Consider the following 23,872-nt stretch of genomic DNA (forward strand, 5'->3'; position numbering starts at 1 on the left):
TCGTGATCAGAGACCCAGCAAGCCGTCGAGGCCCACCGTGACCGGCTCCTCCAGGGAGGCCACCGACCGCAGTGCCAGCACGATTCCGGCGGCGAAGGAAGCGAGGTCCGTGGTGTCATGGCGGATGGTCAGGTACTCGCCCACCCCACCCAGGATCACCTCCTGGTGGGCCAGCAAGCCCGCCGAGCGGACCGAATGGACCGGGACACCCTCGACCTCGGCGCCCAGAGCGCCGGCCTCCAACTCCCGGCCCCGATCGGTCGGGCGAATGCCCGCCTCGCGGCGGATCCGTCCCATGCGGGCCGCGGTGTTGAGAGCGGTTCCGGAGGGCGCGTCGCGCTTGCGGTCGTGGTGCATCTCGATGATCTCCGCCGCCGCGAAGAACGGCGCGGCCAACTCCGAGAACCGCATCATCAGCACCGCGCCCACGGAGAAGTTGGGGACCACCAGGCACCGCCGGTCGCTCCCCGCCCACTCGTCCCGGAGCCTGGCGATGCGGGAGGAGTCGTACCCGGAGGTTCCGATCACTACATGGGCGCCGAAGGACATCCAGCGGCTCACGTTGGACGGCGCCGCCTCCGGGTGGGTGAGTTCGAGGATCACATCGGACCCGCGCAAGGCCTCGGGATCGCCCGAGCAGGTACCCGCGGCGAGCGGCTCTCCGTCATGGCCCGGTGCGTAGAGGCCGCCTATGACCAGGTCTTCCGACGGTTCGACGGCAGCCTGCGCGAGAAGTCCCATCCTCCCGGGTGCGCCCGAGATCCCAACGGAGATCATGACAGGTACCCCTCGAACTCGCGCGCCGGGAGCGGGCCCACCGCACCGACCACCCGGGGACCGGTCAGGTTGCGGGCGGCCATGCCCGCGATGTCCGCCCTGGTGACGGCCTCGACCCGGGCCAGGCGCTCGTCGAGGGAGAGATGGGGCAGGCCGAACACCTGGTTGCGCCCCAGGCGGATCATCCGTGCGTTTGTGTCCTCCATCGAGAGGGCCAGAGCGCCCCGCATGTGTCCCTTGGCCCTGTCCAACTCGGATTCCGTCACTCCCTCCGAGATCATCCGCTCGAGTTCCTCGGTGAGTATCTCCATGACCGTGTGGGCATTGGCCGGCGTCGTGCCCACGTACACGCCCCACCCGCCCGTCTCGGTGAAGCGCATCGGGAAGCTGTGAACCGCGTAGGCCAGGCCGCGTTCCTCGCGTATCTTCTGGAACAGGCGAGATGACATCCCTCCGCCCAGTATGTGATGCATCACACCGTCGGCCATCCGGCCCTCGTCGGTGCGGTGGATCGACTCGCCACCGAATACCAGGTGGACCTGCTCGGTGTCCCGCTCCACCACGCTCGCCCTCGAGCCGACCCGGAGTGCTGCCAGGTCATGGGTGCCGTCCTCCGCCTCCCAGGCGTCGAACCGGCGCTCCACCATCTCCACCACCTTCTCGTGTTCCACATTGCCTGCCACGGCCACCAGTGCGGTTCCCGCGCCGTAGCGCCTCCGCCAGTAGCCCCTAAGGTCCTCCGGGGTCATGGCGCCGATGGACTCTCTGGTCCCCAGCACCGGCAAGCCCAGCGGATGTCCCCGGAAGAGAGTCCGCATAAAGGTCTCCCCCGCGACATCCGACGGGTCGTCCTCATTCATGTTGATCTCCTCGATCACCACGTTCCGCTCGGAATCGATCTCGTCGGGTCGGAACGCGGGGCGCTGCAGCATCTCCGCCAGCAGGTCCATGCCGGTCGCCAGCTCGCTGTCCAGCATGCGGGCCCAGAAGCAGGTGTACTCCTTGGAGGTGAAGGCGTTGCTCTGGGCGCCGATGGCGTCGAACGTCTCGGAGATGTAGCGGGCCGACAGCTCTTCAGTGCCCTTGAAGAGGAGGTGTTCGAGGAAGTGGGCCGCACCCGCCTCGCCGGGACGCTCATCCCTGCTACCGGTGTCTATCCAGCAACCCACCGCCACCGAGCGCACTCCGGGAACCGGCTCGGTGATGACCGTCAACCCTGTGGACGTTTGGGAGGTCTCAACCTGCATGGGCGGGGATGGTACAGGCTGAGCAGGTGGCGGTTGGCGGTTGCCGGGCAAACGGTCCGCTTGCCGGGATGGTCACCATTCCCTCACCCCGATTCGCAACGCTGCCGGGTGCTCCCGCACTGCCCGTACAATGGCCGCATGGACAACGGAACTTCCGGCGTCGGCGGCCCGGCCACCTGCCACCGGCACCCGGAGCGGACCACCTACCTGCGGTGCTCGCGGTGCGACCGTCACATCTGTGGGGAATGTTCCCGGGACTCACCCGTGGGCCAGCGATGCCCGGAATGCGCCGGCGCCACGACGCGGGTGGTGCCCGCCCGCAGCATCCGCTCCGGCATCACCCCGGCGGTCCTCACCATCATCCTGGTGTCCGTGGCCGCCTACCTCGCCCAGCGCGTGAACGCCCGGTTCACCATCGACTACGCCCACATCACCGTGGCGGTCAGCGCCGGCGAGTGGTGGCGGGTCGTCACCGCCGCCTTCCTGCACTCCACCGGCAGCATCGTCCACATCCTCTTCAACATGTACGCCCTCTACCTGTTCGGGCCGTATATCGAGCGGCAGGCCGGGACAGTCCGCTTCGTGGCGCTCTACCTCGCATGCGCGGTGGCGGGAGGGGCGGTCTTCCAGTACCTGTCGGACGGCGGCGCCGTGGGGGCCTCGGGCGCCATCTTCGGGCTCTTCGGCGCCGTTCTGGTAGGGACCTACCCGCTCCGCCACACCCCGGCCGGCGCCGCCCGATTCCGCCAGCTCCTCCTCCTGCTGGCGATCAACCTCGCGCTGCCCCTCCTGGTTCCCGGGATCGCCTGGGAAGCCCACGTGGGCGGTCTCCTGGCCGGGATGCTCATCGTGGGAGGCTGGCAGAGGATCCCGCCGGGCCCCGGCGCCGATCTGGCGCGGACCCTCGTGCCCTCCATAGTCCTCCTGGCGGGATTGCTGGCCGTATTCGTGGCGTGAAATACGACCGGCATTTTTCCGGTCCGCACGCGTGCGACACCTGCGACAATGGAGCTTTGTGACACCTCGAGATCGCTCGCTGCTGGCCGAGATCCTTCCCCCGGAGGAACGCGCCATCGAGTCGGTGGTCGGCCGGTACCAGCGGGTGGCGGGCGCCGTCACCCGTGTCGCCCGCACCCTGACCGGCCGGGAGGAACTGCGGGTAACGCTCGGCGCCTCCAGCCGGGCGTCCGAGGACGAGGTGGTCATCGACCCCGGACTCTTCCAGGCCGCCTACGGGCGCAGAGCCCCGGTAACCGCCGAGGAGACCGCACTCGCCTCGGCGCTCCACGAGGTGATCCATCTGGTCTCCTCCGACTTCGACGAACGCCGGCCGATACCCGACCACTGGCTCCTGGACGACCAGCCCGGCCCGAAGGACGGGGAGGAGTTCACCCTGCTGGAGGCACTCGACCGGACCGGCGGTCCCCCGGCCGAGGCCCTCTTCTTCGCGATCGAGGACGCCCGCCAGGAGCGCCAGGGCCTGGCCGACTACCCGGGCGCCCGCTCCGTCCTCGAAGACCTGTACCGGTCCTCCCTCCGGGGAGCGCTGGCGGGTCGCAGCCCCCTCATCCGGTTCACCATCGCCTGCTTCATGTCGGTGGGAGATTACGTGCCCGCCAACAGCCTGGAACGGCTCCTTGACTCCCGATCCGGGGCTGCGTGGGCGGATTCCCGCGCCGTACTCGACGAGGCATCGGTCGCCGCCCGACCGTGGGACACCGGCGACCTCGCAATGCAACTCCTCGCCATTGCGAGGGCGCACAGCCTGGTACAGGAAGCCCGGCCGGACGACCAGCCTCAGGCTCGACGGGAACGGGAGCAGGCAGAGAAGGACGCTATGACCGACGGCCTCGACCGGGTCAGGCTCTTCTCCCCCGCCGTCCAGGACGCCGATCACTACAACGAGATCCGCCGGGGGGCCGAGGACCCCACCGGCCTCGAGCTCAGAGCCGCCCGGATGGACCGGACCTCGGGTGAGGGAACCGACCAGTTGCTGATGGTCAGCCAGGCCCCGGTCATCTACCTCCCCAACGGCCAGAGCGGCAAGCTGGCAGTGGCGAGCGTCCCCGACTCCTTCCGTAGTTTCTCCCACCGCGGAAGGACCGCCCTCGTGGATGCGGCCCGGGAATGGAACGTCGATCAGAGGCGGGTGGGGGGCGAGCTGCATCCCCTGTTCATCGCCAACCAGCGCCGCGGGCTGAGATCGGGCTTCGACGCCGGCGACCTATCACCCCACGCCGCGCTGCTGCTGGGAGGCGGCCTGTACCAGCGGATGTTCGAGCGCCGGTCCGTCTCGACCCGGCGGTCCTACGCCGTCAGCGTCCTGGTGGACGGATCGGCCTCCATGCTCCAGCCCCGGCGCCTGTCGGCGCCCCGCGACCGCCGCCCCTGGGGTCTGGCGGCCGCCATGCTCGGCGCCTGGACCCTGGCGGCCATGTGCAACGAACTCCGGGTGGACTTCGAGGTGGCCCTGTTCAACCGGGCCTTCGCCGCGCAGGTGGACGACACCGAATGGACCTATTCCCGCCGGCGGGCCGCCGCCATCAGTGAGTTACGCCGGAGCCACGGAGCAGCGGCCGACCGGCTCACCTCCACCGTCAATCACTACGTCCTGTCGGCCTTCCACGAACCCTGGCGGCGGTCCGACGACCTCCTCGCCGGATTGTTCTGGACGGCGGCCCACACGGGTGAGGCGGGAATCGAGGCCCGGCGCAACCCGCGCTCGACCCCACCCGTGTCGCTGTTCGAGAAGGGCGCCAACGTGGACGAGTTGAACGTCACCTACGCGGCCGAGCGCCTGGCCAACCACGGCGCCCGGGTCCGGGTGATGGTGGTGCTGGCCGACGGGATGACCAGGGGGTCGGTGGAGGCCCTGGCCCGGTCGGTCGAGGAGGTGGACGGTCGGGGCACCACGGTTCTGGGTATCGGCGTGGGGGACGATACAGTGGTCTCCGCCTACCGTCACCACCAGGTGATCTCGCGTCCGGACGAGCTGGCCAACTCAATGGTGGCCGGGGTGAGGATGGCGCTCCGCCGGGGCCTGGCCCTGGACGGGGAGGACACCTGGTGGATCCGGGCCGGCCGCCAGCAAACCGGGAGCAGCCCTCTCATACCGGAGCTACGCAGTGCCTGAACACCCCACCAAGGTCACCTTCACCGACCCGGCCGGAAAGGGCCGGCCCATCACCCTGGACACGGTCGCGGTTCCCACGAGCGGCGTGCGGGACTACGAGCAGCGCATCAACAAGATTCCCGAACCGGACCCCCACTACGTCGACGTCGGCATGCTCTACCGCTTCGCCCAGGTGGAGAAGATCCGGCGGGAGCAGCCCGAGGGGACAGTGCCGCTCCACCTGGCGGTGCGGGGCCACATGGGGACCGGCAAGGACCACGACATCGAGCAGTTCGCCGCCCTGCTGCGCCTGCCGTACTACCGGATACCGCTGACCGGCGAGGTGCGCGACATCACCCTCATCGGTTCGGTGAAACTCTACGGAGACGGCCTCGGCGGCACGGAGAGCCGCTGGGAGGACGGTGACATAACCCGGGCGCTGCGAGGAACCGCCCTCGTGAACCTGTCCGAACTGAATGCGGCCGGCGCCGAAACCCTTTTCGCCCTGCACGGCCTGCTCGACCGTTACGCGGCGCTGGACCTGCCGACCGGCGAGACGGTGCCCCTCCGGGAGGATGTCCGCCTGTTCGGGACGATGAACCCCACCGACCTGCGCGACTACGCCGGCACCCAGACCCTCAACAAGGCCTTCGCCGACCGGTGGGTGATCTGGGAGAAGGACTTTCCCGACATCACCGAGATCGAGGCCATGCTGGACCGCCGCTACCCGTCGATGCGCGACGTGTACGTGCGCCACATCAGCAGGCTGGCCACCGAGATCAACCGGTCGTTCCTCTCGACCGACCCCGGCACCCGGGTGGAGACCCCGATCAGCCTGCGGACGGTTCTCGACCGCCTTCCGGTGGGCCTGATGGTGTACAGGGAGTGGGAAGACCCGCTGCGCACGGCGTGGGAAGCCATGGTGCTCCACCACATCGATCCCTACGACATCGACCACTACGAGACGGTGTGGGCGGCCTGCGTGCGCAAGGGGCCGGCCGAGCCGCCGTTCGGTTCGTAGCGATCGGCGGTGCCACGGGTTGCTGCGGTCGATATCGGCACCAACTCCACCCGGCTGCTGATCGCCGACATCGCACGCCACGGCATGGCCGACGTGGAACGGATCGAGCAGGTGACCGGGTTGGGGAGGGACTCGACCCGATCAGGCCGGTTGGCGCCGGAGTCCATCGAGCGGACCACCCGTGTGCTGGCCGGGTACGGCCGGCGGATCGGGTCGGCGGGCGTCAGCGAGGCCAGGGCGGTCGCCACGGCCGCCACGCGTGACGCGGTCAACCGGGAGGAGTTCCTGGCTGCGGCCCGGCAGGTGCTGGGTTTCCGTCCCGACGTCATCAGCGGCGAGGAGGAGGCCGAGCTGTGCTTCCGGGGCGCCACCGCCCGCGACGGCAACCCCGGCCGGACATTGGTGGTGGACATCGGGGGAGGGAGCACCGAGATCGTCACCGATCAGGGCGGCGTCTCGGTGAACATCGGGTCGATCCGGCTCACCGAACGATGCCTGCCCACCCACCCCGCCGCTCCCGAACACCTCGCTTCGGCCCGCCGTGAAGCCGCTCGCGCCATGGGTGCGATCGATCCGCCGCGGCGATCCGAAGCGATGGCGACAGCGGGCACCTGGACCAGCCTGGCGGCCATGCACCTCCGCCTGGACACCCATGACTCTGGCGACGTGGAGGGGGCCACCCTCGACATGGCGGACCTGGAGCAGATGGTCGCATGGCTGGGTTCGCTCAGCCTGGAGGAGAAGGAGGCCATTCCCTCCCTCGATCCGAGGAGGGCTCCGATCATCCTCGGCGGCGCGGTCGTAGCCGAGACCGCCCTGCGGGTTCTTGGCCTCGAGAGGGTCACGGTCACCGGCTACGACATCCTCGACGGCGTGTGCCTGGCACTGGCGGACGGCGCCGGCTGATCCACCCGCGCCGGGCCGCCCGCCTTCCTGGCACAGCCCGCTGACGGAGGCATGCCTCCGCGGCGCGTTGAGGGAGCGAGACGCAGCGACCGCCGGCAGAACCCGCCGGGATACACCGCAGATGGACTACTGGGGCGTGTTCACGCTATGCACGTTCGTTTGTTATCGCCGGTCCCGTGGTCGGTCTGTGGCGCGGCGGTGGGGTCTGGCGCCGCCAGCGGCGTCTATGGCAAGGACTGCTGACGAAGGCGTACCCGCAGGGTACGTTGAGGAAGCAGGACACAGCCAGAGGCGTCGACGGCGATCCACACCACGCCACCCCCACACAGACCACCGTGGTCGGTCTGCGGGGCGGCGGTGGGGTCTGGCGCCGCCAGCGGCGTCTATGGCAAGGACTGCTGACGAAGGCGTACCCGCAGGGTACGTTGAGGAAGCAGGACACAGCCAGAGGCGTCGACGGCGATCCACACCACGCCACCCCCACACAGACCACCGTGGTCGGTCTGCGGGGCGGCGGTGGGGTCTGGCGCCGCCAGCGGCGTCTATGGCAAGGACTGCTGACGAAGGCGTACCCGCAGGGTACGTTGAGGAAGCAGGACACAGCCAGAGGCGTCGACGGCGATCCACACCACGCCACCCCCACACAGACCACCGTGGTCGGTCTGCGGGGCGGCGGTGGGGTCTGGCGCCGCCAGCGGCGTCTATGGCAAGGACTGCTGACGAAGGCGTACCCGCAGGGTACGTTGAGGAGGCAGGACGCAGCCAGAGGCGTTGCGGGCGGCCCAGAGCACGCCGCCGCAACGCAGACCGACCACGATCAACTACTAGCTTGGGAGCGGACACGGGAGGGGCGATGGCTCGATACAGCATGGGAAACCCGCAACTCGACAGGACGATCCGCGATCTTGTCGCTATGGCCGGGGACGGTGAGAACCAGGACCTGATCGCCGAACTCATGACCACCGCCCTCAAGCTCCACCGGGACGGGGCGGACCGCTGGGAGATCAAGCTCTTCAACAGCGCCCTCAAGGAGATGCGGTATTCCTCCAAGGTGTTCAGGTCACATGCCGGCACGCCCAAGGTGACCATCTTCGGGTCGGCGCGCACCCCGCCCGACCATCCCGACTACAGGCTGGCCTGCGACTTCGCCCGCCTGATGTGGCAGGAGCGGGGATGGATGGTGGTGACGGGCGCCGGACCGGGGATCATGGAGGCCGGGAACCGGGGCGCCGGCCGGGAGGGTTCCTTCGGCGTCAACATCCGGCTGCCGTTCGAGGCCGCGCCCAACCCCTATATCGCCGAGTCCCGGCTGATCAACTTCAAGTACTTCTTCACCCGCAAGCTCGGCTTCGTCAAGGAGTCCCACGCCTTCGCCATCTTCCCTGGCGGCTTCGGCACCATGGATGAGGCATTCGAGCTTCTCACGCTGATCCAGACCGGAAAGGCGCCCATCCAGCCGGTCGTCCTGATGGAGGCAGGCACGTCCTACTGGTCCTCGTGGCAGGCCTTCGTCGACGACCGCCTCGAACAGGGCGGGATGATCAGCCCTGCAGACGCCAACCTGTTCGTGCGAGCCGGCGACGCGGTGACCGCCGCTGACGAGATCTGCCGTTTCTACGCCAACTACCACTCCCTGCGCTACGTGGACGGGCGGCTCGTGCTCCGGCTGCGACACGCCCCCACCAAGCAGCAGGTGGAGCAGATCAACGACGAGTTCGCAGACATCCTCGCAGGGGGCCGGATCGAGGCGATCGGCCCCCTGCAGGCCGAGATCCGTGACGGAGACGCGCTCGACTGTGCCCGGCTGGCGATGTGGTTCGACCGGCGGAGCCTGGGACGCCTGCGCCTGCTCGTCGACCGGCTCAACAGCTACGTGTACGAGACCCCCGGTTTCGAGGGTCCGTTACCCAGGCCGCATACAGCCTGAGCCCTCCCGGCCCGCCTCGGCAGCCTGCACCGGAGTCCGCTCCGGCCTGATCGGGCGGGGTGATCCACGGCGTTTAGGGGGTGCGGCGGTGGTAAACTTGTCACCATGCGGGAAGTATTGTCTGATCTCGTTGCCGAGCAACAGCAGCTCGACCAGTTTCTACAGAGGATCACCGTCAGCAAGTGGGGCATCCGCCTCCCCCACGACGAGTGGACCATCCGCGACACGATCTCCCACTTGGCCCACTTCCAGGAGTACGCCTACAACGCCATCGCGGAGGACGGCACCATGCTCGACGATCTCGACGAGTACGAGAGCGTCGACGACCTCGCCGAGATCGGCGTCGAGCGAGGCCGCCAGATGCGCCCCCAGGACGTGATCGAGTGGTGGCGGCTCGGCCGGGCACAGGTGGTGGACGCCTTGAGCCGGACCTCGGCCGCCGACCGCGTCCCATGGGTCTATTCGGACATGTCCGCCAAGACCTTCGCCACCCTCCAGCTGGCGGAGGTGTGGGCCCACGGCCTCGACGTCTACGAGGCGATGGAGGAGGAACTGGAGGACACGGATCGCCTGCGCCACGTCATCTGTTTCGCCCACATGACCCTCCCGTGGGCCTTCGACCTGGCCGGGTATGAGTACACGGAGCGGGTCCGGATCGAGGGGATCGGACCCATGTATGCCAAGTACGTGGCGGGCCCCGACGACACTGAACAGCTCATCCGCGGACCTGCCGGTGAGATCTGCCGCGTAGCGGTCGGACGACTCCACCCGGACGACGCCGAGAACGTGATCCTGAAGGGCGACGCTGCCGAGATAGCCTTCCAGGAGATGCGCATCTTCTGATGGCCTCCCGCCAACTCATCGGCATGGTGCACGCCCTGCCGCTCCCCGGCTCGCCTTCCTACCACCCGCCCACCGGATCCATTGTGGACCGCGCCGTCGAAGATGCGGTCCTCCTCGAGGAGAGCGGCTTCGATGCGGTCCTGGTCGAGAACTTCGGGGACGCTCCGTTCTTCGCCGATCAGGTGCCTCCGATCACCGTCGCATCCCTGACCCGGGTCGTGGCCGCCGTCCGCGCCTCGGTGGACGTTCCCGTCGGGGTCAACGTGTTGCGCAACGACGCCGTCGCCGCCCTCTCGATCGCCGCCGCCTGCGATGCCCGGTTCATCCGGGTGAACGTCCTCTCGTCCATGATGTACACCGACCAGGGACCGATAGTCGGCCAGGCCGCCCGGCTGTACCGGCTGCGAGCGGCGCTGAACCCCGAGATCGAGGTGCTGGCCGACCTGTTCGTGAAGCACGCCACTCCCCCGCCCGGCCTCCGCATCGAGGACGCGGCAGCCGACCTGCAGGACCGCGGGATGGCGAATGGCATCATCCTGTCCGGGCGCGGGACCGGCCTCCCGGCCGACCGGGAGATGATCCGCCAGGTGCGGCGGGCGGTTCCCGGCGCCCGGCTGCTGGTGGGATCCGGCGTCACCGTGGAATCCATCGCCTCCGTGCTCGGCACCACCGACGGGGTGATCGTGGGCACCGCCATCAAGGAGGAGGGCGATGTCCGCCGCCCCGTGGACCCGGCCCGGGCCCGGGCGCTGGTCCAAGCCGCTCGTTACTCGGAAAGACAGACCTCGTAGTCCAGCGCGATCCGAACGGTTAGACGTCCCAAGGACCGTGCGATCCGCTCCCAGACTGCGGTATCACTCAAGAGGTTCACGTCGCTGCCCTGCCCTGCTCTCCTCGTACTCTTCTACGAGAGCCAACAGGTGCTCGACATAGCTCCGTACGCCGTGGCGGTCCACGGCTATCTGGTAATCCTCCATGTTGCCGTGATGGAAGTGGATGTGTAGTTTCTCGGCAGCCGAGAATCCGTTGATCAGGGAGGAGTCACCGTACTCTTCGGCCATCTCCCTGGAGGCATTCTTGTTAGCGCGATGCGAGTCATACTTCCACCCGCGCTGGATGGAGGCGGCGATGATGGCCTGGACAGCGGCGCCGTAGAGTTTCTCCGCGCCTTGGCGCGTGTCGCCAATAGCGAACTCCGCCTCCGCCTGCTCCAGGAAGACCGAAGATTGCATGACCCGTTTCGCGACGGTGGATTCCTTGATCATGATCATCGATGGTAATTCCTTACTGTCTGTTGTACGTGGACCTGAGGCCCTTTCCGACCGGCGCTAACCTCCTACAGTCAACGAAACGGCCTGACCACAGAGGGTCAAGATCCTTGATCGGCCGGCTTCCCATGAATGATGCATGTGCCGGTCGAAGCCGCTCGGTCCGTCGGAGAACTCCCTACAACCGGCTCTCAACCGGTTGTCCTGTCATAGGCACGCGATAGCCTTCCCTGAGAGTGCTGAGAGACCTGTTTTCGCCCGCCACCGCCACCTGGTTCGAGGAGGCCTTCCCCGGCCCCACCGAGGCCCAGGCCGGCGGCTGGCCGGCCATCGCCGCCGGGCGTCACACGCTGATCCACGCGCCCACCGGATCGGGCAAGACGCTGGCCGCGTTCCTCTACACGCTCGACCACCTCCTCACCGAACCGGTTCCCGCCAAGTCCCGCCGCTGCCGGGTCCTCTACATCTCTCCGATGAAGGCCCTGGCCCATGACGTGGAGCGCAACCTCCGGGCGCCCCTGACCGGAATCGCCCACGCCGCGGACCGCCACGGCATGCCGCCCCCTCCCGAGGTTGTGGCCGCCATCCGCACCGGCGATACCCCGCCCGCCGACCGCCAGCGCATGCGGCGCCACCCCCCGGACATCCTCATCACCACCCCCGAATCCCTGTTCCTGATCCTCACCAGCGCGGCCCGCGAGATGCTGGCCTCCGTCCGGTGGGTCATCCTCGACGAGGTCCACGCGGTGGCCGGGACCAAGCGGGGATCGCACCTGGCCCTGTCGCTGGAGAGGCTCGAGGAGATAGCCGCCGTCCCTCCCCTCCGCATCGGTCTCTCCGCCACCCAGCAACCCCTCTCGACCATTGCCGAATTCATGGGCGGCGGAACCGTGGACGGCGACGCCTGGACGCCGCGACCGGTGACCATCGTCGATGCCCCCGGGCAGCGGGGTCTGGAGGTGGAGATCATCGTCCCGGTCGAGGACATGGCCGCGCCGACGCCGCCCGATCCGCTCAACTCCGAACCCGCCGACCCGGGCTACCGATCCATCTGGCCCTCCGTGTACCCGGCGCTGCTGGACCTAGTCCGGGCACACCGGTCCACCATCGTGTTCGCCAACTCCCGGCGGCTGTCCGAGCGACTCTGCGCCGAGTTGAACAACCTGGCCGGGGACGAGATCGCGCGCGCCCATCACGGGTCGGTCTCGCGCGAGCAGCGGATCGTCATCGAGGACCTGCTCAAGCGAGGCGAGCTGCCGGCGGTGGTAGCGACTTCGACGCTGGAGCTGGGCATCGACATGGGGGCGGTCGACCTCGTGATCCACGTCGAGTCCCCCACCAGCGTGGCCTCCGGCCTGCAGCGCGTGGGGAGGGCCGGCCATCAGGTGGGAGCGACCAGCGTGGCCAAGATCTTTCCCAAGTTCCGCGGGGACCTCCTCGAGGCGACCGTGGTGGCCGACCTGATGCTGGCGCGGTCGGTGGAACCCACTGCCGTTCCCCAGAGCCCGCTCGATGTGCTGGCGCAGCAGGTGGTGGCGGCGGTGGCGATGGACGAATGGAAGGCGGACGACCTGCTCTCGCTGGTCAGGCGGGCCGCCCCCTATCGCGACCTGGCGCCCGGACCGTTCGAGGCGGTTCTCGACATGCTGGCCGGCCGCTACCCGTCCGAGCTGTTCGGGGAGTTGCGCCCCCGCCTGGTCTGGGACCGGGTCACGCACACGCTGACCCCGCGTTCGGGGGCCCAGCGCCTGGCGGTGACCAACGCCGGAACCATTCCCGACCGCGGGCTGTACTCGGTCAACCTCCCTGACGGCAGCCGGGTGGGAGAGCTCGACGAGGAGATGGTCTACGAGTCCCGTCCCGGCGACGTGTTCGTCCTCGGCACGTCGGCGTGGAGGATCAGCGACATCACCGCCGACCGGGTGGAGGTGATCCCTGCCCCCGCCGAGTCGGGCCGGATGCCGTTCTGGAAGGGTGATCGGGTGGGCCGTCCGGTCGAGACGGGGCGGGCGATCGGCCGCTTCATCCGCACCGTCGGGGCGATGGAACCCGACCGGGCGGTGGAAACTCTCCGGCACCGGTACCACCTGGACGAATGGGCGGCCCGCAACCTCGTCGCCTACCTCGGCGAGCAGCGTGACGCCACCGGAGTGCTTCCCACCGACCGGACGGTGGTGGTGGAACGCTTCCGTGACGAGATCGGGGACTGGCGGATCGCCATCCTGTCGCCTCTGGGCGGCCGGGTCCACGCGCCGTGGGCAATGGCCATCAACCAGCGGCTGCGGAACCGCTACGGCCGCAATCTGGACGTCATCTGGAGCGACGACGGCATCTCCTTCCGCTTCATCGACACCGACGACCTGCCCTCCCTCGACGACCTGCTCCTCGACCCGGACGAGCTGGAGTCGATCCTCATCGAGGAGCTCTCCGGCACGGCCATGTTCGCGGCCCGCTTCCGGGAGGCCGCCGCCCGCGCCCTGCTACTGCCCCGCCGCCGCCCCGGCGGTCGCACCCCTCTGTGGCTCCAGCGGCGCCGGGCCGCCGACCTGATGGCCATCGTCACCCGATTCGGCTCCTTCCCGATCATCCTCGAGACCTACCGCGAGATCCTCTCGGACGTGTTCGACCTTCCTTCGGCGAGGGAGCTCCTCGGAGACATCGCGGCCCGCCGGGTGCGGGTGGTGGAGGTGGACACCACCTCGGCCGGGCCGTTCGCCTCGTCGCTCCTCTTCGAGTTCGTGGCCTCCTACCTGTACGAGGGAGACGCCGCCCCGTCGGAACGGCGGGCCACAGCTCTTACGCTCGACCGGGAACTGCTCCGCGAATTGCTCGGGGAGGGCGAGCTCCGCGACCTGCTCGACGAGGATGTGATTGCCGCCGTCGAGTTGGAACTCCAGTACCTGACCCCGGAACGCCGGGCCAGGGGGCTGGACGGGCTGCACGACCTGCTCCGGGCGCTCGGGCCGCTCACCAGCCGGGCGGCGGCCGACCGGCTCGCCGACGGCTCCGCATCCGGCCTGCTTCGCGAGCTTGAGAAGCGTCGCCGAGCCATCCGGGTTCAAGTGGGCGGCGCGCAGAGATGGGCGGCCATCGAGGATGCCGGCCGGCTCCGGGACGCTCTGGGGGTTCAACCGCCGGCCGGGGTTCCTCATGCCTACCTGGAGCCCGGCCCGGACCCGCTCGGGGAAGTGGTGGGACGCTACGCACGCACCCACGCGCCATTCACCGCCGAGGAGGCCGGATCGGCCCTGGGCCTGCCCCCGGCGGCCATCCGCGCGGCCCTGGTGGCGCTCGAGCAGGCCGGAACGGTGGCCCGGGGCGCCTTCCGGCCGGGCGAGGCCGGCCAGGAATGGGTGGACACGGGGGTGCTGCGACGGCTGAAGCGGCGGAGCCTGGCGGCGCTCCGCCGTGAGATCGAAGCGGTCGAGGCCGCCACCCTGGGGCGGTTCCTGCCCGCCTGGCAGGGCGTAGGCCGCACCGGGCGTAACCAACTTTCGGCCCTGGTGGAGACGATCCGCACCCTCCAGGGACTTCCCGTTCCCGCCTCGATACTCGAACGGGACGTCCTGGCGGCAAGGCTCGACTACGCGCCCGCCATGCTCGACCAGCTCATGGCGTCGGGCGAGGTGGTCTGGGTGGGCCGGGGCGCAATCGGCCCTCGTGACGGGAGGGTGGCCCTCTACCTGCGCGAGCAGCTACCGGTCCTCCATCGACCCTCTGCGGACGACCTGCCCGACACGGACCTCCACCATGCCATCCGGTCCCACCTCTCGCAGCGGGGCGCCAGCTTCTTCCGGGACATCCACCTCGCAGTCCGCGGCGAGCGCCTCGATGACACTCTCGATGCGCTCTGGGACCTGGTGTGGTCGGGAGAGGTCACCAACGACACCCTCGCCCCGGTGCGCGCCGTAGGGATCCGCCGCCTCGCCCGGTCCCGCTCCGGGCGCTCCCGGCGCCGCCTGCCCTCCGCCATGCCTCCCTCATCGTCGGGAAGGTGGTCGCTGGTCGCCGACCTGTGTGCGACCGAGGTGGCCGATGCCGAGTGGGGTACGGCCTGGACGGAGCTCCTGCTGGAACGCCACGGGGTGGTGACCCGGGCCGGCGCCAGGGCGGAGGGCGTACCCGGCGGCCTGACCACCCTCTACCCCATCCTCAACCATCTGGAGGAAACGGGACGCATCCGCCGTGGCTACTTCGTGGAGGGTCTCGGGGGACTTCAATTCGCCCTGCCGGGAGCCGTGGACCGGCTCCGGACCGCAGAGAACGACGAAGGAACCGTGATCCTCGCCGCCGCCGACCCGGCCAACCCGTACGGGACCCTGCTGCCATGGCCCGAAGAGGCCCGAGGTCGGGCTTCCCGCTCGGCCGGCGCCTACGTGATCCTCCACGACGGCCGGCCCCTGCTGTTCCTGGAACGGGGCGGCAAGACCGCCACCCTCCTCACCGGCGCGGAGGAGCTTCACGGCCCGGCCGCCGATGCCCTTACCGAGATCGGAATCCGCCACCGGCGGTTGACCGTAGAGACCATCAACGGCCTCCCGGCCGGCGACCACCCGCTCGGCGCCATCCTGCTGGAGAACGGCTTCGCAGTAAGCCTCAAGGGCCTCGCCTACCGGGGTCCCCGCCGCCAGCCCTCCCGGCGGTGAACTCCCCAGGGAGGGCCACAGATCGTTCCCGTCTCGAAGGGGCGCTTGAGGCCCGTAGGCTTCGTCAGGTGGCAGAGATCGTCGGTAGGCGCAGCGATAGAGCCCGCTTCTCGCGCCGAAAGCAATCCCGCGGTCCCCTGGTCGTGCTCACTTTGTTGCTCATGGTCGGGGGCTTGGTGCGCCCGGCACCCGCCTGGGACCTCGGGGAGTCCTACTCCGGAACCGGCGAGGGTGCGATCTCGCCGGCTACCGAGCGGTTCTCCGATCTCGACGAGGCGGGTACGCACCGGGCGAGTGTGGAAATCCTGGCTGAGAGGGGAGTCTTCGAGGGAACGGAGTGCTCACCAGGCCGGTTCTGCCCCGATCTGCCCATCCAGCGCTGGGTGATGGCCGTTTGGCTGGTCCGGGTGCTGGAGGGCACCGACCCCGCTTCCACCGATCCGCCGCGGTTCGCCGACGTCGACGAAGGTGCATGGTGGGCAGTCCATGTCGAACGCCTCGCAGATCTGGAGATCACTCGGGGATGCGCGGTCGAACCGGCCCGCTTCTGTCCTGACTCCCCGGTCACCCGCGCTCAGATGGCCACCTTTCTGGAGCGCGCCCTGCGGTTGCCGGCCGGGCCGCCGACGGGGTTCGCCGACGTGGGGGAGGGCAGCGTTCACCGACCGGCTATCGCCGCCCTGGCCGCGGCCGGGATCACTGCGGGGTGCGCTGTCGAACCGGCCCGCTACTGCCCAGGGCGGGCCACCACCCGTGCGCAGATGGCCACCTTCTTGACGCGCGCTCTCAAACTCGGCGGTGCGGACGCGTCCGGGAACTCGGGCACCCCCGTTCCACCGGGCGAGGGGAACTTCACCGCGGTCGCAGTCGGTTGGGATCATTCCTGCGGGATACAGGAGGATCGCAAGGTGGTCTGCTGGGGGAACAACCCCAGGGCCCAGTCCGCACCCCCGGGCAACGAGTTCGTGGCAGTGGCCGCCGGCCGAAGCCATACCTGCGGGATCGACACCCGCCAGGAGGCGGTCTGCTGGGGTTGGAACGGGTGGGGGGCAACCGAAGCGCCGGACGGGAGGTTCATCTCCATCACGGCCGGGGGCGATCATTCTTGCGCCATCCGAGCCGACCGGAGCGTCACTTGCTGGGGTGCCAACCACGCGGGCCAGGCCGATCCCCCTGCAGGCGAGTTCGCCGCGGTGGCAGCCGGGGAGTGGCATACGTGCGGGCTCCGTGACACCGACCAGACCGTGGCCTGCTGGGGTGCTGATAGCTATGGCCAGGCCGACCCGCCACCTGGACGGTTTCTCACCATCGCAGCCGGCAACTGGTACTCGTGCGGCGTACGCACCGATGACGTCGGGGTCTGCTGGGGTGCCGACCATGCGGGACAGGGCAACGTCCCCGCCGAGCACTTCCGCGCCATAGCGGCCGGGTGGGAGCATTCTTGTGGAATCACTACCGACAGTTCGGTGGTGTGCTGGGGATACGACGACCACGGCCGGGCCAGCCCTCCACCAGGGAGGTTCAGCGCCGTCGCCCTGGGGGACCGGCATTCGTGCGGGTTGCATACCGGCGGCGCCATCACCTGCTGGGGCCTGATCCCGCCAGATGGGCGCGACGTGCCTATCGCGGTGGTACAGACGCCCGCTGAGGTAAACCATTACGTCAGCCCTGATCTGCCTGATCCGGGCTCTTGCCGTCCACCGGGTCCGGCCGGATTCCCACTTCGAACTCGAATCTCTTCGACGGGCACACTCCGGGTGGCAGTGCTGTTCCTGGACTTCCCGGACGCCCGGGCGCGTCACACCACGCAACAGGAGGCGGAGCTGGGATTGCCCTACATCGAGACGTATCTCGAGACCGCTAGCTACGGCCGGCTCAACGTGGAGTTCACGCCGCTACACCGGTGGCTACGGGCCACGCACGGCTATCGAAGTTATTCCTGGACTTCAGCAACTCCGGCACTGGAAAACCCGCTTGACCCGGATGCGGAGGCGGTAAGGCTCGCGGACGCGGAGTTCGACTTCGCTGACCACGACGCCGTAATGGTGGTGCTGCCAAGCTCACACTTCGGTGACGGGCTCGCAACGGGGAGCATCCGAACAGAGGAGGGGACACTCGCAAGGGTGCGGATCAACTTCTCGGCCCTGGCCGGGACGAGGCAACCTCTCGAATGGGGATTGATCGCCGCACATGAACTGGCGCACGCGCTCGGGCTGTTGGATCTGTATCCCGCCGACAGTTCTCTGCGCGATCATCCGGAGCCGCCCCGGGGCAAGACGTGGGTGGCCAACCAGATCGGACTGATGGGTCTCTGGGCCAACTTTCTCACCAGCGAAGGCGACCCGCGCCTAGCCCATGCGGTGCATCGTCCGGGTGGGCGTCGCTTCACCGCCTACGCATATGACCTGCAAGCCCGGGAGATGCTGGCGTGGAGCCGGTGGCAGCTCGGTTGGCTACAGCCCCGCCAGATCCGCTGCCTGACCGGTCTCGAATCCGAGGAGACCATCACCCTCAAGCCGGTCGCCTCTCCAGGCGCCGGAACCGCCATGATCGCCATCCCGCTCTCGGAGACGGAAGTCGTCGTCATGGAAAGCCGCCGACGGATCAGCTACGACGCCGGGCACGAATACACGTACGGTGACGGCGCCACCACCACCCTCCCCACCCTGGCCGGCGGCGGCGTGCTCGTCTACGTCGTCAATGCCGCCCTCTCCGGCGGACAGATGCCCATCCGGGTAATCGGACCTCCCGACAACCCCTACCCGATCCTCTACTTCAAGGACTACCCGCTGGTAACTCAAGGCGAGAGCGTCTCGGTCGGCGGCTACACCATCACGGTCCGTTCCTCCGACGAACATACGGACGTCTTAACCATCACCAGAGACGGGCCGTCCCTCACGGCGGGTCCTGCTACCACACCATCTGCCGGCTCCGGCGCAACCCGCGAGCCCTGACCCTTGCAGGACGGGAGCGCACTCCCTGACCGCCGCTACACGTAGGGGGAGGAGTGGGCGATCCCGCCGTCCACGTCGAGCGTCACTCCCGTCACCCACGAAGCCTGATCCGAGCACAGGAACACGACCGCCGATGCCACGTCGACGGGTTCGCCGATGCGTCCCAGCGGGTGCATGGCCGCTCCTCGCTCCTCGTCCTCCCAGAGGACTCTCGACAGGCGAGTCCTCACCACGCCGGGCGCCACCCCGACCACGCGCACAGCCGGCGCCAACTCGTAGGCCAGATGCCGAGTCATGTAGATGAGCCCGGCCTTGGAGATGTTGTAGGCCCCCATGCCCCGGCCCGGCAACCGACCGCCCACGGAGGCGATATTGCAGATCACCCCGCCGCGATCGCGCATCCCGGCGGCCCAAGCGGCCCGTACGTAGAGGAGCGGGCCCAGCAAATTGATCTCCCAGGTCCGCTTGACGGCGCCCAGGTCTACATCCGTGAGCGGCCCGTAGGCAGGGTTGGTGGCGGCGTTGTTGACCAGTACGTCACAGGACCCGAAGCGATCGATGGCGGCCCCGACGGCCTCCGCAGCCCCATCCTCGGTGTCCGATCGGGCCACCACCGCCGCCACCCGGTCCGCCTCACCCAGCCGGTCGGCCGCCCCGGCGATGTTCTCCGGCTTGCGACTGGTGATCACCACGCCGCGAGCGCCGGCCGCGAGCGCGGCGGCCGCGGTAGCCTCGCCGATCCCCCGCGAGGCGCCGGTGATCACCGCCACCCGCCCGTCGAGGCGCGCCTCCATGCTCAGCCGCCCGGCCCGGGCCGGCTCATCAGTGGCCGCCCCGCTTCACCCCGCCGTACTTCATACGCGTGTCGCCCATCCAGGCGGCTCGCCCCGGTTGGTCCATCACGCCCGCAGCCACCAGCTCACCGGCGAACAACGTATGCGTCCCGAAGTCGATGGCCCGTCTCACCTCGCACTCCATCCAGGCGATGGCATCCTCGAAGATCGGGACTCCCGTAACACCTTCCCGGATGGCCCGGCCGTTGAGGGCCATTCCCTCCTTGGCGGCGGGCTTCGAGAACTTCACGAACACCCTCCGATCGTCCGGCGACCAGAGGTTGACGCTGAAAGAACCTCCGTCAGAGATCAGCCGATGGGTCACCGCCTTGTTGTCCACCCCGATCCCGATCATTACCGGCTCCATCGACAGCTGGGTGATCCAGGAGGTGGTCATCCCGTTCCAATCGTCCCCCGCCCGGGAACCGACCAAGGCCAGAGCGTTCGGAATCATCCAGGTGACCCGGTTGATCAGTGCCGGTTCTACCAAGGTCATCTCTCCATCCGATCTCCCGCCCCGTCGAGCCCACGTTACACCCCGGACCGACACGCGGCCCGGGAGGTGCGCACAGTCTCCGGTATGCTCCGGGTACCGGTGACCTATCCGTGGAGGGTGACCGGCAGGCAGCGACCGAACGGCGGGAGAAGCGTGATCATTCCGGCGCGCATACCCGAGTCTCCGACATGAAGTTTGATGGCTACGACCTCGACCCGGCCACCTACGACGAGCTGTTCCGGAGCGACGGCGAACCCCATCCCCACGGCCGGGACCTCTACGAAACCCTCCAGGAGGCCTCCGACGACTACCTGAACGCGGTCGGCGAGTGGGTGACCCGATCCTTCATCCACGAGGGAATCACCTTCACCGTCTACGGAGACGAGGAGGCCGACGAGCGCATCATCCCGATCGACTGTATCCCGCGAGTGATGGCGGGTTCGGAATGGCGGAGCCTGGCGGAGGGACTCACGCAGCGCCTGGCCGCGCTCAACGCCTTCCTTCGGGATATCTACGGCACGGCCCGGATCGTCGCCGACGGGGTCATTCCGCCCGACATGGTTTTCGGCTGCCCCCAGTACCGCATCGAGATGCAGGGATTCGAAGCGCCCCGCGGCGTCTGGGTGGCCATCTGCGGAACCGACCTGGTCCGGACCGTCGACGGGTTCCGGGTCCTCGAGGACAACCTGCGGGTTCCATCAGGCGTCTCCTACATGATCGCGATCCGCAAGGCCACAAAGTCGGCCATGCGTCGTCTCTACCGACGTTCCCGGGTGGGTGACGTGGAGAACTACGGATTGGTCCTTCGCCAGACCCTCCACGAAATGGCGCCCGAAGGTAGTGACGACCCGACGGTCGTCCTCCTTACCCCTGGCGTCTACAACTCGGCCTTCTACGAGCACATGTTCCTGGCTCGGCAGATCGGCGCCGAACTGGTGGAGGGCCGAGACCTGGTGGTCGAGGACGGTTACGTGTACATGCGCACCACGGCGGGTCTGCGGCGGGTGGACGTGATCTACCGCCGGGTCGATGACGACTTCCTCGACCCCCTCGTGTTCCGTCCGGACTCGCTACTCGGCGCTCCCGGCCTGCTACATGCCGCCCGGCTGGGCAACGTGTCGCTGGTAAACGCTCCGGGCACGGGGGTAGCTGACGACAAGAGCGTGTATGCCTTCGTCCCCGACATGATCCGCTACTACTTGGGGGAGGAACCGCTGATCCCCAACGTCGAGACCTACCTGTGCCGCCGCCCCGATGACCTGGAGTACACCCTGGACAACCTCGAACATCTCGTGGTGAAACGGGTGGGCGAGTCCGGCGGCTACGGGATGCTGATCGGTCCCCATGCGAGCCCCGAGGAACGGAACCGGTTCGCCTCGCTGCTACGCGAGGATCCGGCCGACTACGTTGCCCAACCCACCCTGGCCCTGTCCCGGGCGCCCTGCCTGATCGATGGTCGGCTCGAGCCTCGTCACGTGGACCTGCGACCCTTCGTGCTGTCGGGAAGCGAGACCCGCATCGTGCCGGGAGCGTTCTGCCGGATCGCCCTGCGCCGGGGAAGCCTGGTCGTCAACTCCAGCCAGGGGGGAGGCGCCAAGGACTTCTGGGTACTGGAGGACGGGTAGTGGCCTGCCTGCGAAACGACGCGGTGTGCGCCGGCGGTCATCGGCGGCCCGTCGCTGTGTTCCGCTTCCGTGACGCACCGCCGCGGAAGCACCTTCGTGAGCGGGCCTCGCCAGGAATACCGCCGGCCGGCGCATGCCACGCCGCCATTCCGCAGACAGACGCGTCGGTGGTCCATTAGGCATGCTGTCCCGTAGCGCCTCCGGCCTCTACTGGATCGGCCGGTACCTGGAAAGGGCCGGCCATCTCACCCGGCTCATGCGACAGCAGACCGAGTCACTGGTGGACAGCCCGGTTCGGGACATCTACTTCGGTTGGCACCGCATCTACGGCGCCCTGGGCCGGCAGCCGCATCCGGGGCCCCTCGACTTGGAGGCCGACGATTCCTACACCATGGCCGACTCCTTCACCCTGGCCGATGATGTGACCTTCGAGCCCACGGCGCAGGACTCGATCAGGAACTGCTTCGCCCAGGCTCGGGAGAACGCCCGCCAGGTACGCCATCGCATCTCCGCAGAGATGTGGATAGCTCTCAACCGGCCGTACCTACGTCTCCGCGATATGGAGATCCAGGACATCTGGGCGTCGACGCCCGAGCAGTTCTACGCGACGGTCGAGGCGGACATCGATACCTTCCGGGGCGTCAGCTCCTCCACCATGTACCGGGACCAGAGCTGGCATTTCATCCGGTTGGGCAGTTTCCTCGAGCGAGCCGAGCTGGTGGCTTCCCTGCTGGGCGCCCAGATCGCCGCGGTGCGTCTGTTCGAGGTTCCCGCGGATGCGTACTGGACCAGCCTGCTACGCCTCTATTACGCCTTCGAGGCGTACCAGAAGGGTGACGGCTTGGCGCTCGATGCCGAACGGGTGCTGGACCTGCTGGTCTCCAACCCGCAACTCCCCGATTCGCTGAGCGTGTCGGTCCTGGGATTGCATCGGGAGCTGTCGTCGATCGGCGAGGGTCCGGATCGCACCGCCACCGCCCAGGTCCGGTCCCAGGTGGACCACCTATCGGACCTGCTGCGCTCCGCCTGGCCGCGGACGGCTGACCGCGAAGGCCTGCTCGCCGAGTTCAGGGCCGCCTGTCGCCGGCTTCACGACCTCGTGACCGAGACCTACTTCGACCATCCCGTGGTCACCCACCGGACCCACATCGGCGGGTTCGACCAGTGAGCCTTCCGGTTGCGCGTCCGGTCCGTACGGCGCGCTACCGGATCGAGCACCTCACCAGATTCGGCTACAGCTCCCCCGTGCGGAGGTGCGCCATGTCACTCTGCCTCCAGCCCCTCGATGGCGCCCGCCAGCAGTTGCTGGGATTCGGGATCACCACCACCCCGCCGGGGGGGATGACCACCGAGACCGACCCGTTCGGCAACACGAGGCATGTCCTCACCGTGAACGAGACACACGACACCCTCGAGGTGATGTCCGTCTCCACCGTGGAGGTGTTTCCATCGCCGCTCCTGCCCGAACGCCTCGGACCGGGCGCGTGGGAGGTGGTGCGATCCTGGATTACCGACCCCACCTGCTGGCAGTTCGCCCACCCGAGCCCCGGTGCCGGTCCGACTACGGCCCTTGCCGGGTTTGTCTCGGAGTTGGGAATCGAGCCGGGGTCCGATCCACTGGCCGATCTGGTGCAACTCGCCTCAGCCTTGAACGACAACTTCGATTACGTGGCAGGCTCGACATCGGTGGATTCGCCCATAGACGTGATCCTCTCGACCCGGAGAGGGGTGTGCCAGGACTACGCGCATGTCATGATCGCGATCGCCCGTTCCTGGGGTGTCCCCACGCGCTACGTATCGGGCTATCTCCACGTTGACGAAGCCTCGGGCGCCCGGAACGGACCGGCCAGCACCGCAACCCATGCCTGGGTCGAATGCCGGCTCCCAGGACTCGGATGGGTGGAGTTCGACCCGACCAACCGTATCCTGGTCGACCACCGCTACGTGCGAACCGCCGTCGGCCGGGACTACCGGGACGTACCGCCGACCCGAGGGGTGGTGGAAGGCGGCGCCAACTCCGGCCTGGAGGTGGAGGTCAGGGTGACCCGTCTGGGTGGCGCTACGCAACCCTGAACGACCCGAAGCCGACCCGCGGTTCGCTCCGCAGGATGATGGACACTTTCGCGGCGCACCCGACCGACATTGCCTGGTGGTCTGTCCTGTGGTCTGCCTGCGAAACAACCTGGCGTGTTCTGCTTGCCTTCGGCGTCCCGTCGC

17 protein-coding genes are annotated in these 23,872 nt (G+C 68.5%); 12 read left to right on the top strand and 5 right to left on the bottom strand.

From position 1 onward, the window contains the following. Positions 1-6 precede the first annotated feature (6 nt). Both dapB and ACOQPD_RS04595 read right to left on the bottom strand, forming a co-directional pair. A complete protein-coding gene (gene dapB / locus ACOQPD_RS04590) occupies positions 7-777 on the bottom strand; it encodes a 4-hydroxy-tetrahydrodipicolinate reductase (protein ID WP_420613729.1) in 771 nt (256 codons plus the stop codon). Next, positions 774-2,024 (bottom strand): M16 family metallopeptidase, encoded by a 1,251-nt coding sequence (locus ACOQPD_RS04595; protein ID WP_420613730.1) that lies wholly within the window; start codon positions 2,022-2,024, stop codon positions 774-776. Before ACOQPD_RS04595 ends, dapB begins: the two co-directional genes overlap by 4 nt. A gap of 138 nt (positions 2,025-2,162) precedes the next feature. On the opposite strand from ACOQPD_RS04595, the gene ACOQPD_RS04600 reads away from it, so the two are divergent. The 7 genes from ACOQPD_RS04600 (at position 2,163) to ACOQPD_RS04630 (ending at position 10,624) form a co-directional block, all read left to right on the top strand. Beyond that, positions 2,163-2,981 (top strand): rhomboid family intramembrane serine protease, encoded by an 819-nt coding sequence (locus ACOQPD_RS04600; protein WP_420613731.1) that lies wholly within the window; start codon positions 2,163-2,165, stop codon positions 2,979-2,981. A gap of 58 nt (positions 2,982-3,039) precedes the next feature. After that, positions 3,040-5,157: a hypothetical protein gene (locus ACOQPD_RS04605; protein ID WP_420613732.1), complete on the top strand. Its 2,118-nt coding sequence runs from the start codon at positions 3,040-3,042 to the stop codon at positions 5,155-5,157. Further along, positions 5,150-6,157, top strand: coding sequence for an AAA family ATPase (locus ACOQPD_RS04610; RefSeq protein ID WP_420613733.1), 1,008 nt, complete (start codon positions 5,150-5,152; stop codon positions 6,155-6,157). The genes ACOQPD_RS04605 and ACOQPD_RS04610 overlap by 8 nt, the downstream gene beginning before the upstream one ends. A gap of 9 nt (positions 6,158-6,166) precedes the next feature. After that, entirely contained in the window at positions 6,167-7,063 is an 897-nt protein-coding gene (locus ACOQPD_RS04615) for an exopolyphosphatase (RefSeq protein WP_420613734.1), read from the top strand. Positions 7,064-7,916: 853 nt separating this feature from the next. Continuing rightward, positions 7,917-8,990 (top strand): LOG family protein, encoded by a 1,074-nt coding sequence (locus tag ACOQPD_RS04620; RefSeq protein WP_420613735.1) that lies wholly within the window; start codon positions 7,917-7,919, stop codon positions 8,988-8,990. 117 nt (positions 8,991-9,107) lie between these two features. Further along, complete coding sequence (locus ACOQPD_RS04625) at positions 9,108-9,833, top strand: maleylpyruvate isomerase family mycothiol-dependent enzyme (protein WP_420613736.1); 726 nt, start codon at positions 9,108-9,110, stop codon at positions 9,831-9,833. Next, the gene (locus tag ACOQPD_RS04630) at positions 9,833-10,624 is read left to right on the top strand and encodes a BtpA/SgcQ family protein (RefSeq protein ID WP_420613737.1); all 792 of its coding nucleotides are present in this window, start codon (positions 9,833-9,835) and stop codon (positions 10,622-10,624) included. Before ACOQPD_RS04625 ends, ACOQPD_RS04630 begins: the two co-directional genes overlap by 1 nt. A gap of 63 nt (positions 10,625-10,687) precedes the next feature. Here the strand turns inward: ACOQPD_RS04630 and ACOQPD_RS04635 are convergent, their stop codons facing one another. Next, positions 10,688-11,104, bottom strand: coding sequence for a PaREP1 family protein (locus ACOQPD_RS04635; protein WP_420613738.1), 417 nt, complete (start codon positions 11,102-11,104; stop codon positions 10,688-10,690). A gap of 236 nt (positions 11,105-11,340) precedes the next feature. Here ACOQPD_RS04635 and ACOQPD_RS04640 point away from each other — a divergent pair, with 236 nt between their 5' ends. Continuing rightward, positions 11,341-15,747 (top strand): Lhr family helicase, encoded by a 4,407-nt coding sequence (locus ACOQPD_RS04640; protein ID WP_420614346.1) that lies wholly within the window; start codon positions 11,341-11,343, stop codon positions 15,745-15,747. A gap of 68 nt (positions 15,748-15,815) precedes the next feature. Next, positions 15,816-18,701 carry an S-layer homology domain-containing protein gene (locus ACOQPD_RS04645; protein WP_420613739.1) on the top strand — a complete coding sequence of 962 codons (2,886 nt, stop codon included), beginning with the start codon at positions 15,816-15,818 and terminating at the stop codon, positions 18,699-18,701. 35 nt (positions 18,702-18,736) lie between these two features. Here the strand turns inward: ACOQPD_RS04645 and ACOQPD_RS04650 are convergent, their stop codons facing one another. Both ACOQPD_RS04650 and ACOQPD_RS04655 read right to left on the bottom strand, forming a co-directional pair. After that, positions 18,737-19,495, bottom strand: a complete 759-nt coding sequence (locus tag ACOQPD_RS04650) for an SDR family oxidoreductase (protein WP_420613740.1) — start codon at positions 19,493-19,495, stop codon at positions 18,737-18,739. Positions 19,496-19,523: 28 nt separating this feature from the next. Next, complete coding sequence (locus ACOQPD_RS04655) at positions 19,524-20,030, bottom strand: flavin reductase family protein (RefSeq protein ID WP_420613741.1); 507 nt, start codon at positions 20,028-20,030, stop codon at positions 19,524-19,526. 188 nt (positions 20,031-20,218) lie between these two features. Here ACOQPD_RS04655 and ACOQPD_RS04660 point away from each other — a divergent pair, with 188 nt between their 5' ends. From ACOQPD_RS04660 to ACOQPD_RS04670, 3 genes are all read left to right on the top strand, one after another. Beyond that, complete coding sequence (locus ACOQPD_RS04660) at positions 20,219-21,655, top strand: circularly permuted type 2 ATP-grasp protein (protein ID WP_420613742.1); 1,437 nt, start codon at positions 20,219-20,221, stop codon at positions 21,653-21,655. Between the two features lie 181 nt (positions 21,656-21,836). Next, entirely contained in the window at positions 21,837-22,823 is a 987-nt protein-coding gene (locus ACOQPD_RS04665; protein WP_420613743.1) for an alpha-E domain-containing protein, read from the top strand. After that, on the top strand, positions 22,820-23,728 hold the full coding sequence (locus tag ACOQPD_RS04670; protein WP_420613744.1) for a transglutaminase family protein: 909 nt from the start codon (positions 22,820-22,822) through the stop codon (positions 23,726-23,728). The genes ACOQPD_RS04665 and ACOQPD_RS04670 overlap by 4 nt, the downstream gene beginning before the upstream one ends. Positions 23,729-23,872: the final 144 nt, after the last annotated feature.

It is taken from the genome of Candidatus Spongiisocius sp., assembly GCF_965221825.1.
GTDB lineage: Bacteria > Actinomycetota > Acidimicrobiia > Spongiisociales > Spongiisociaceae > Spongiisocius.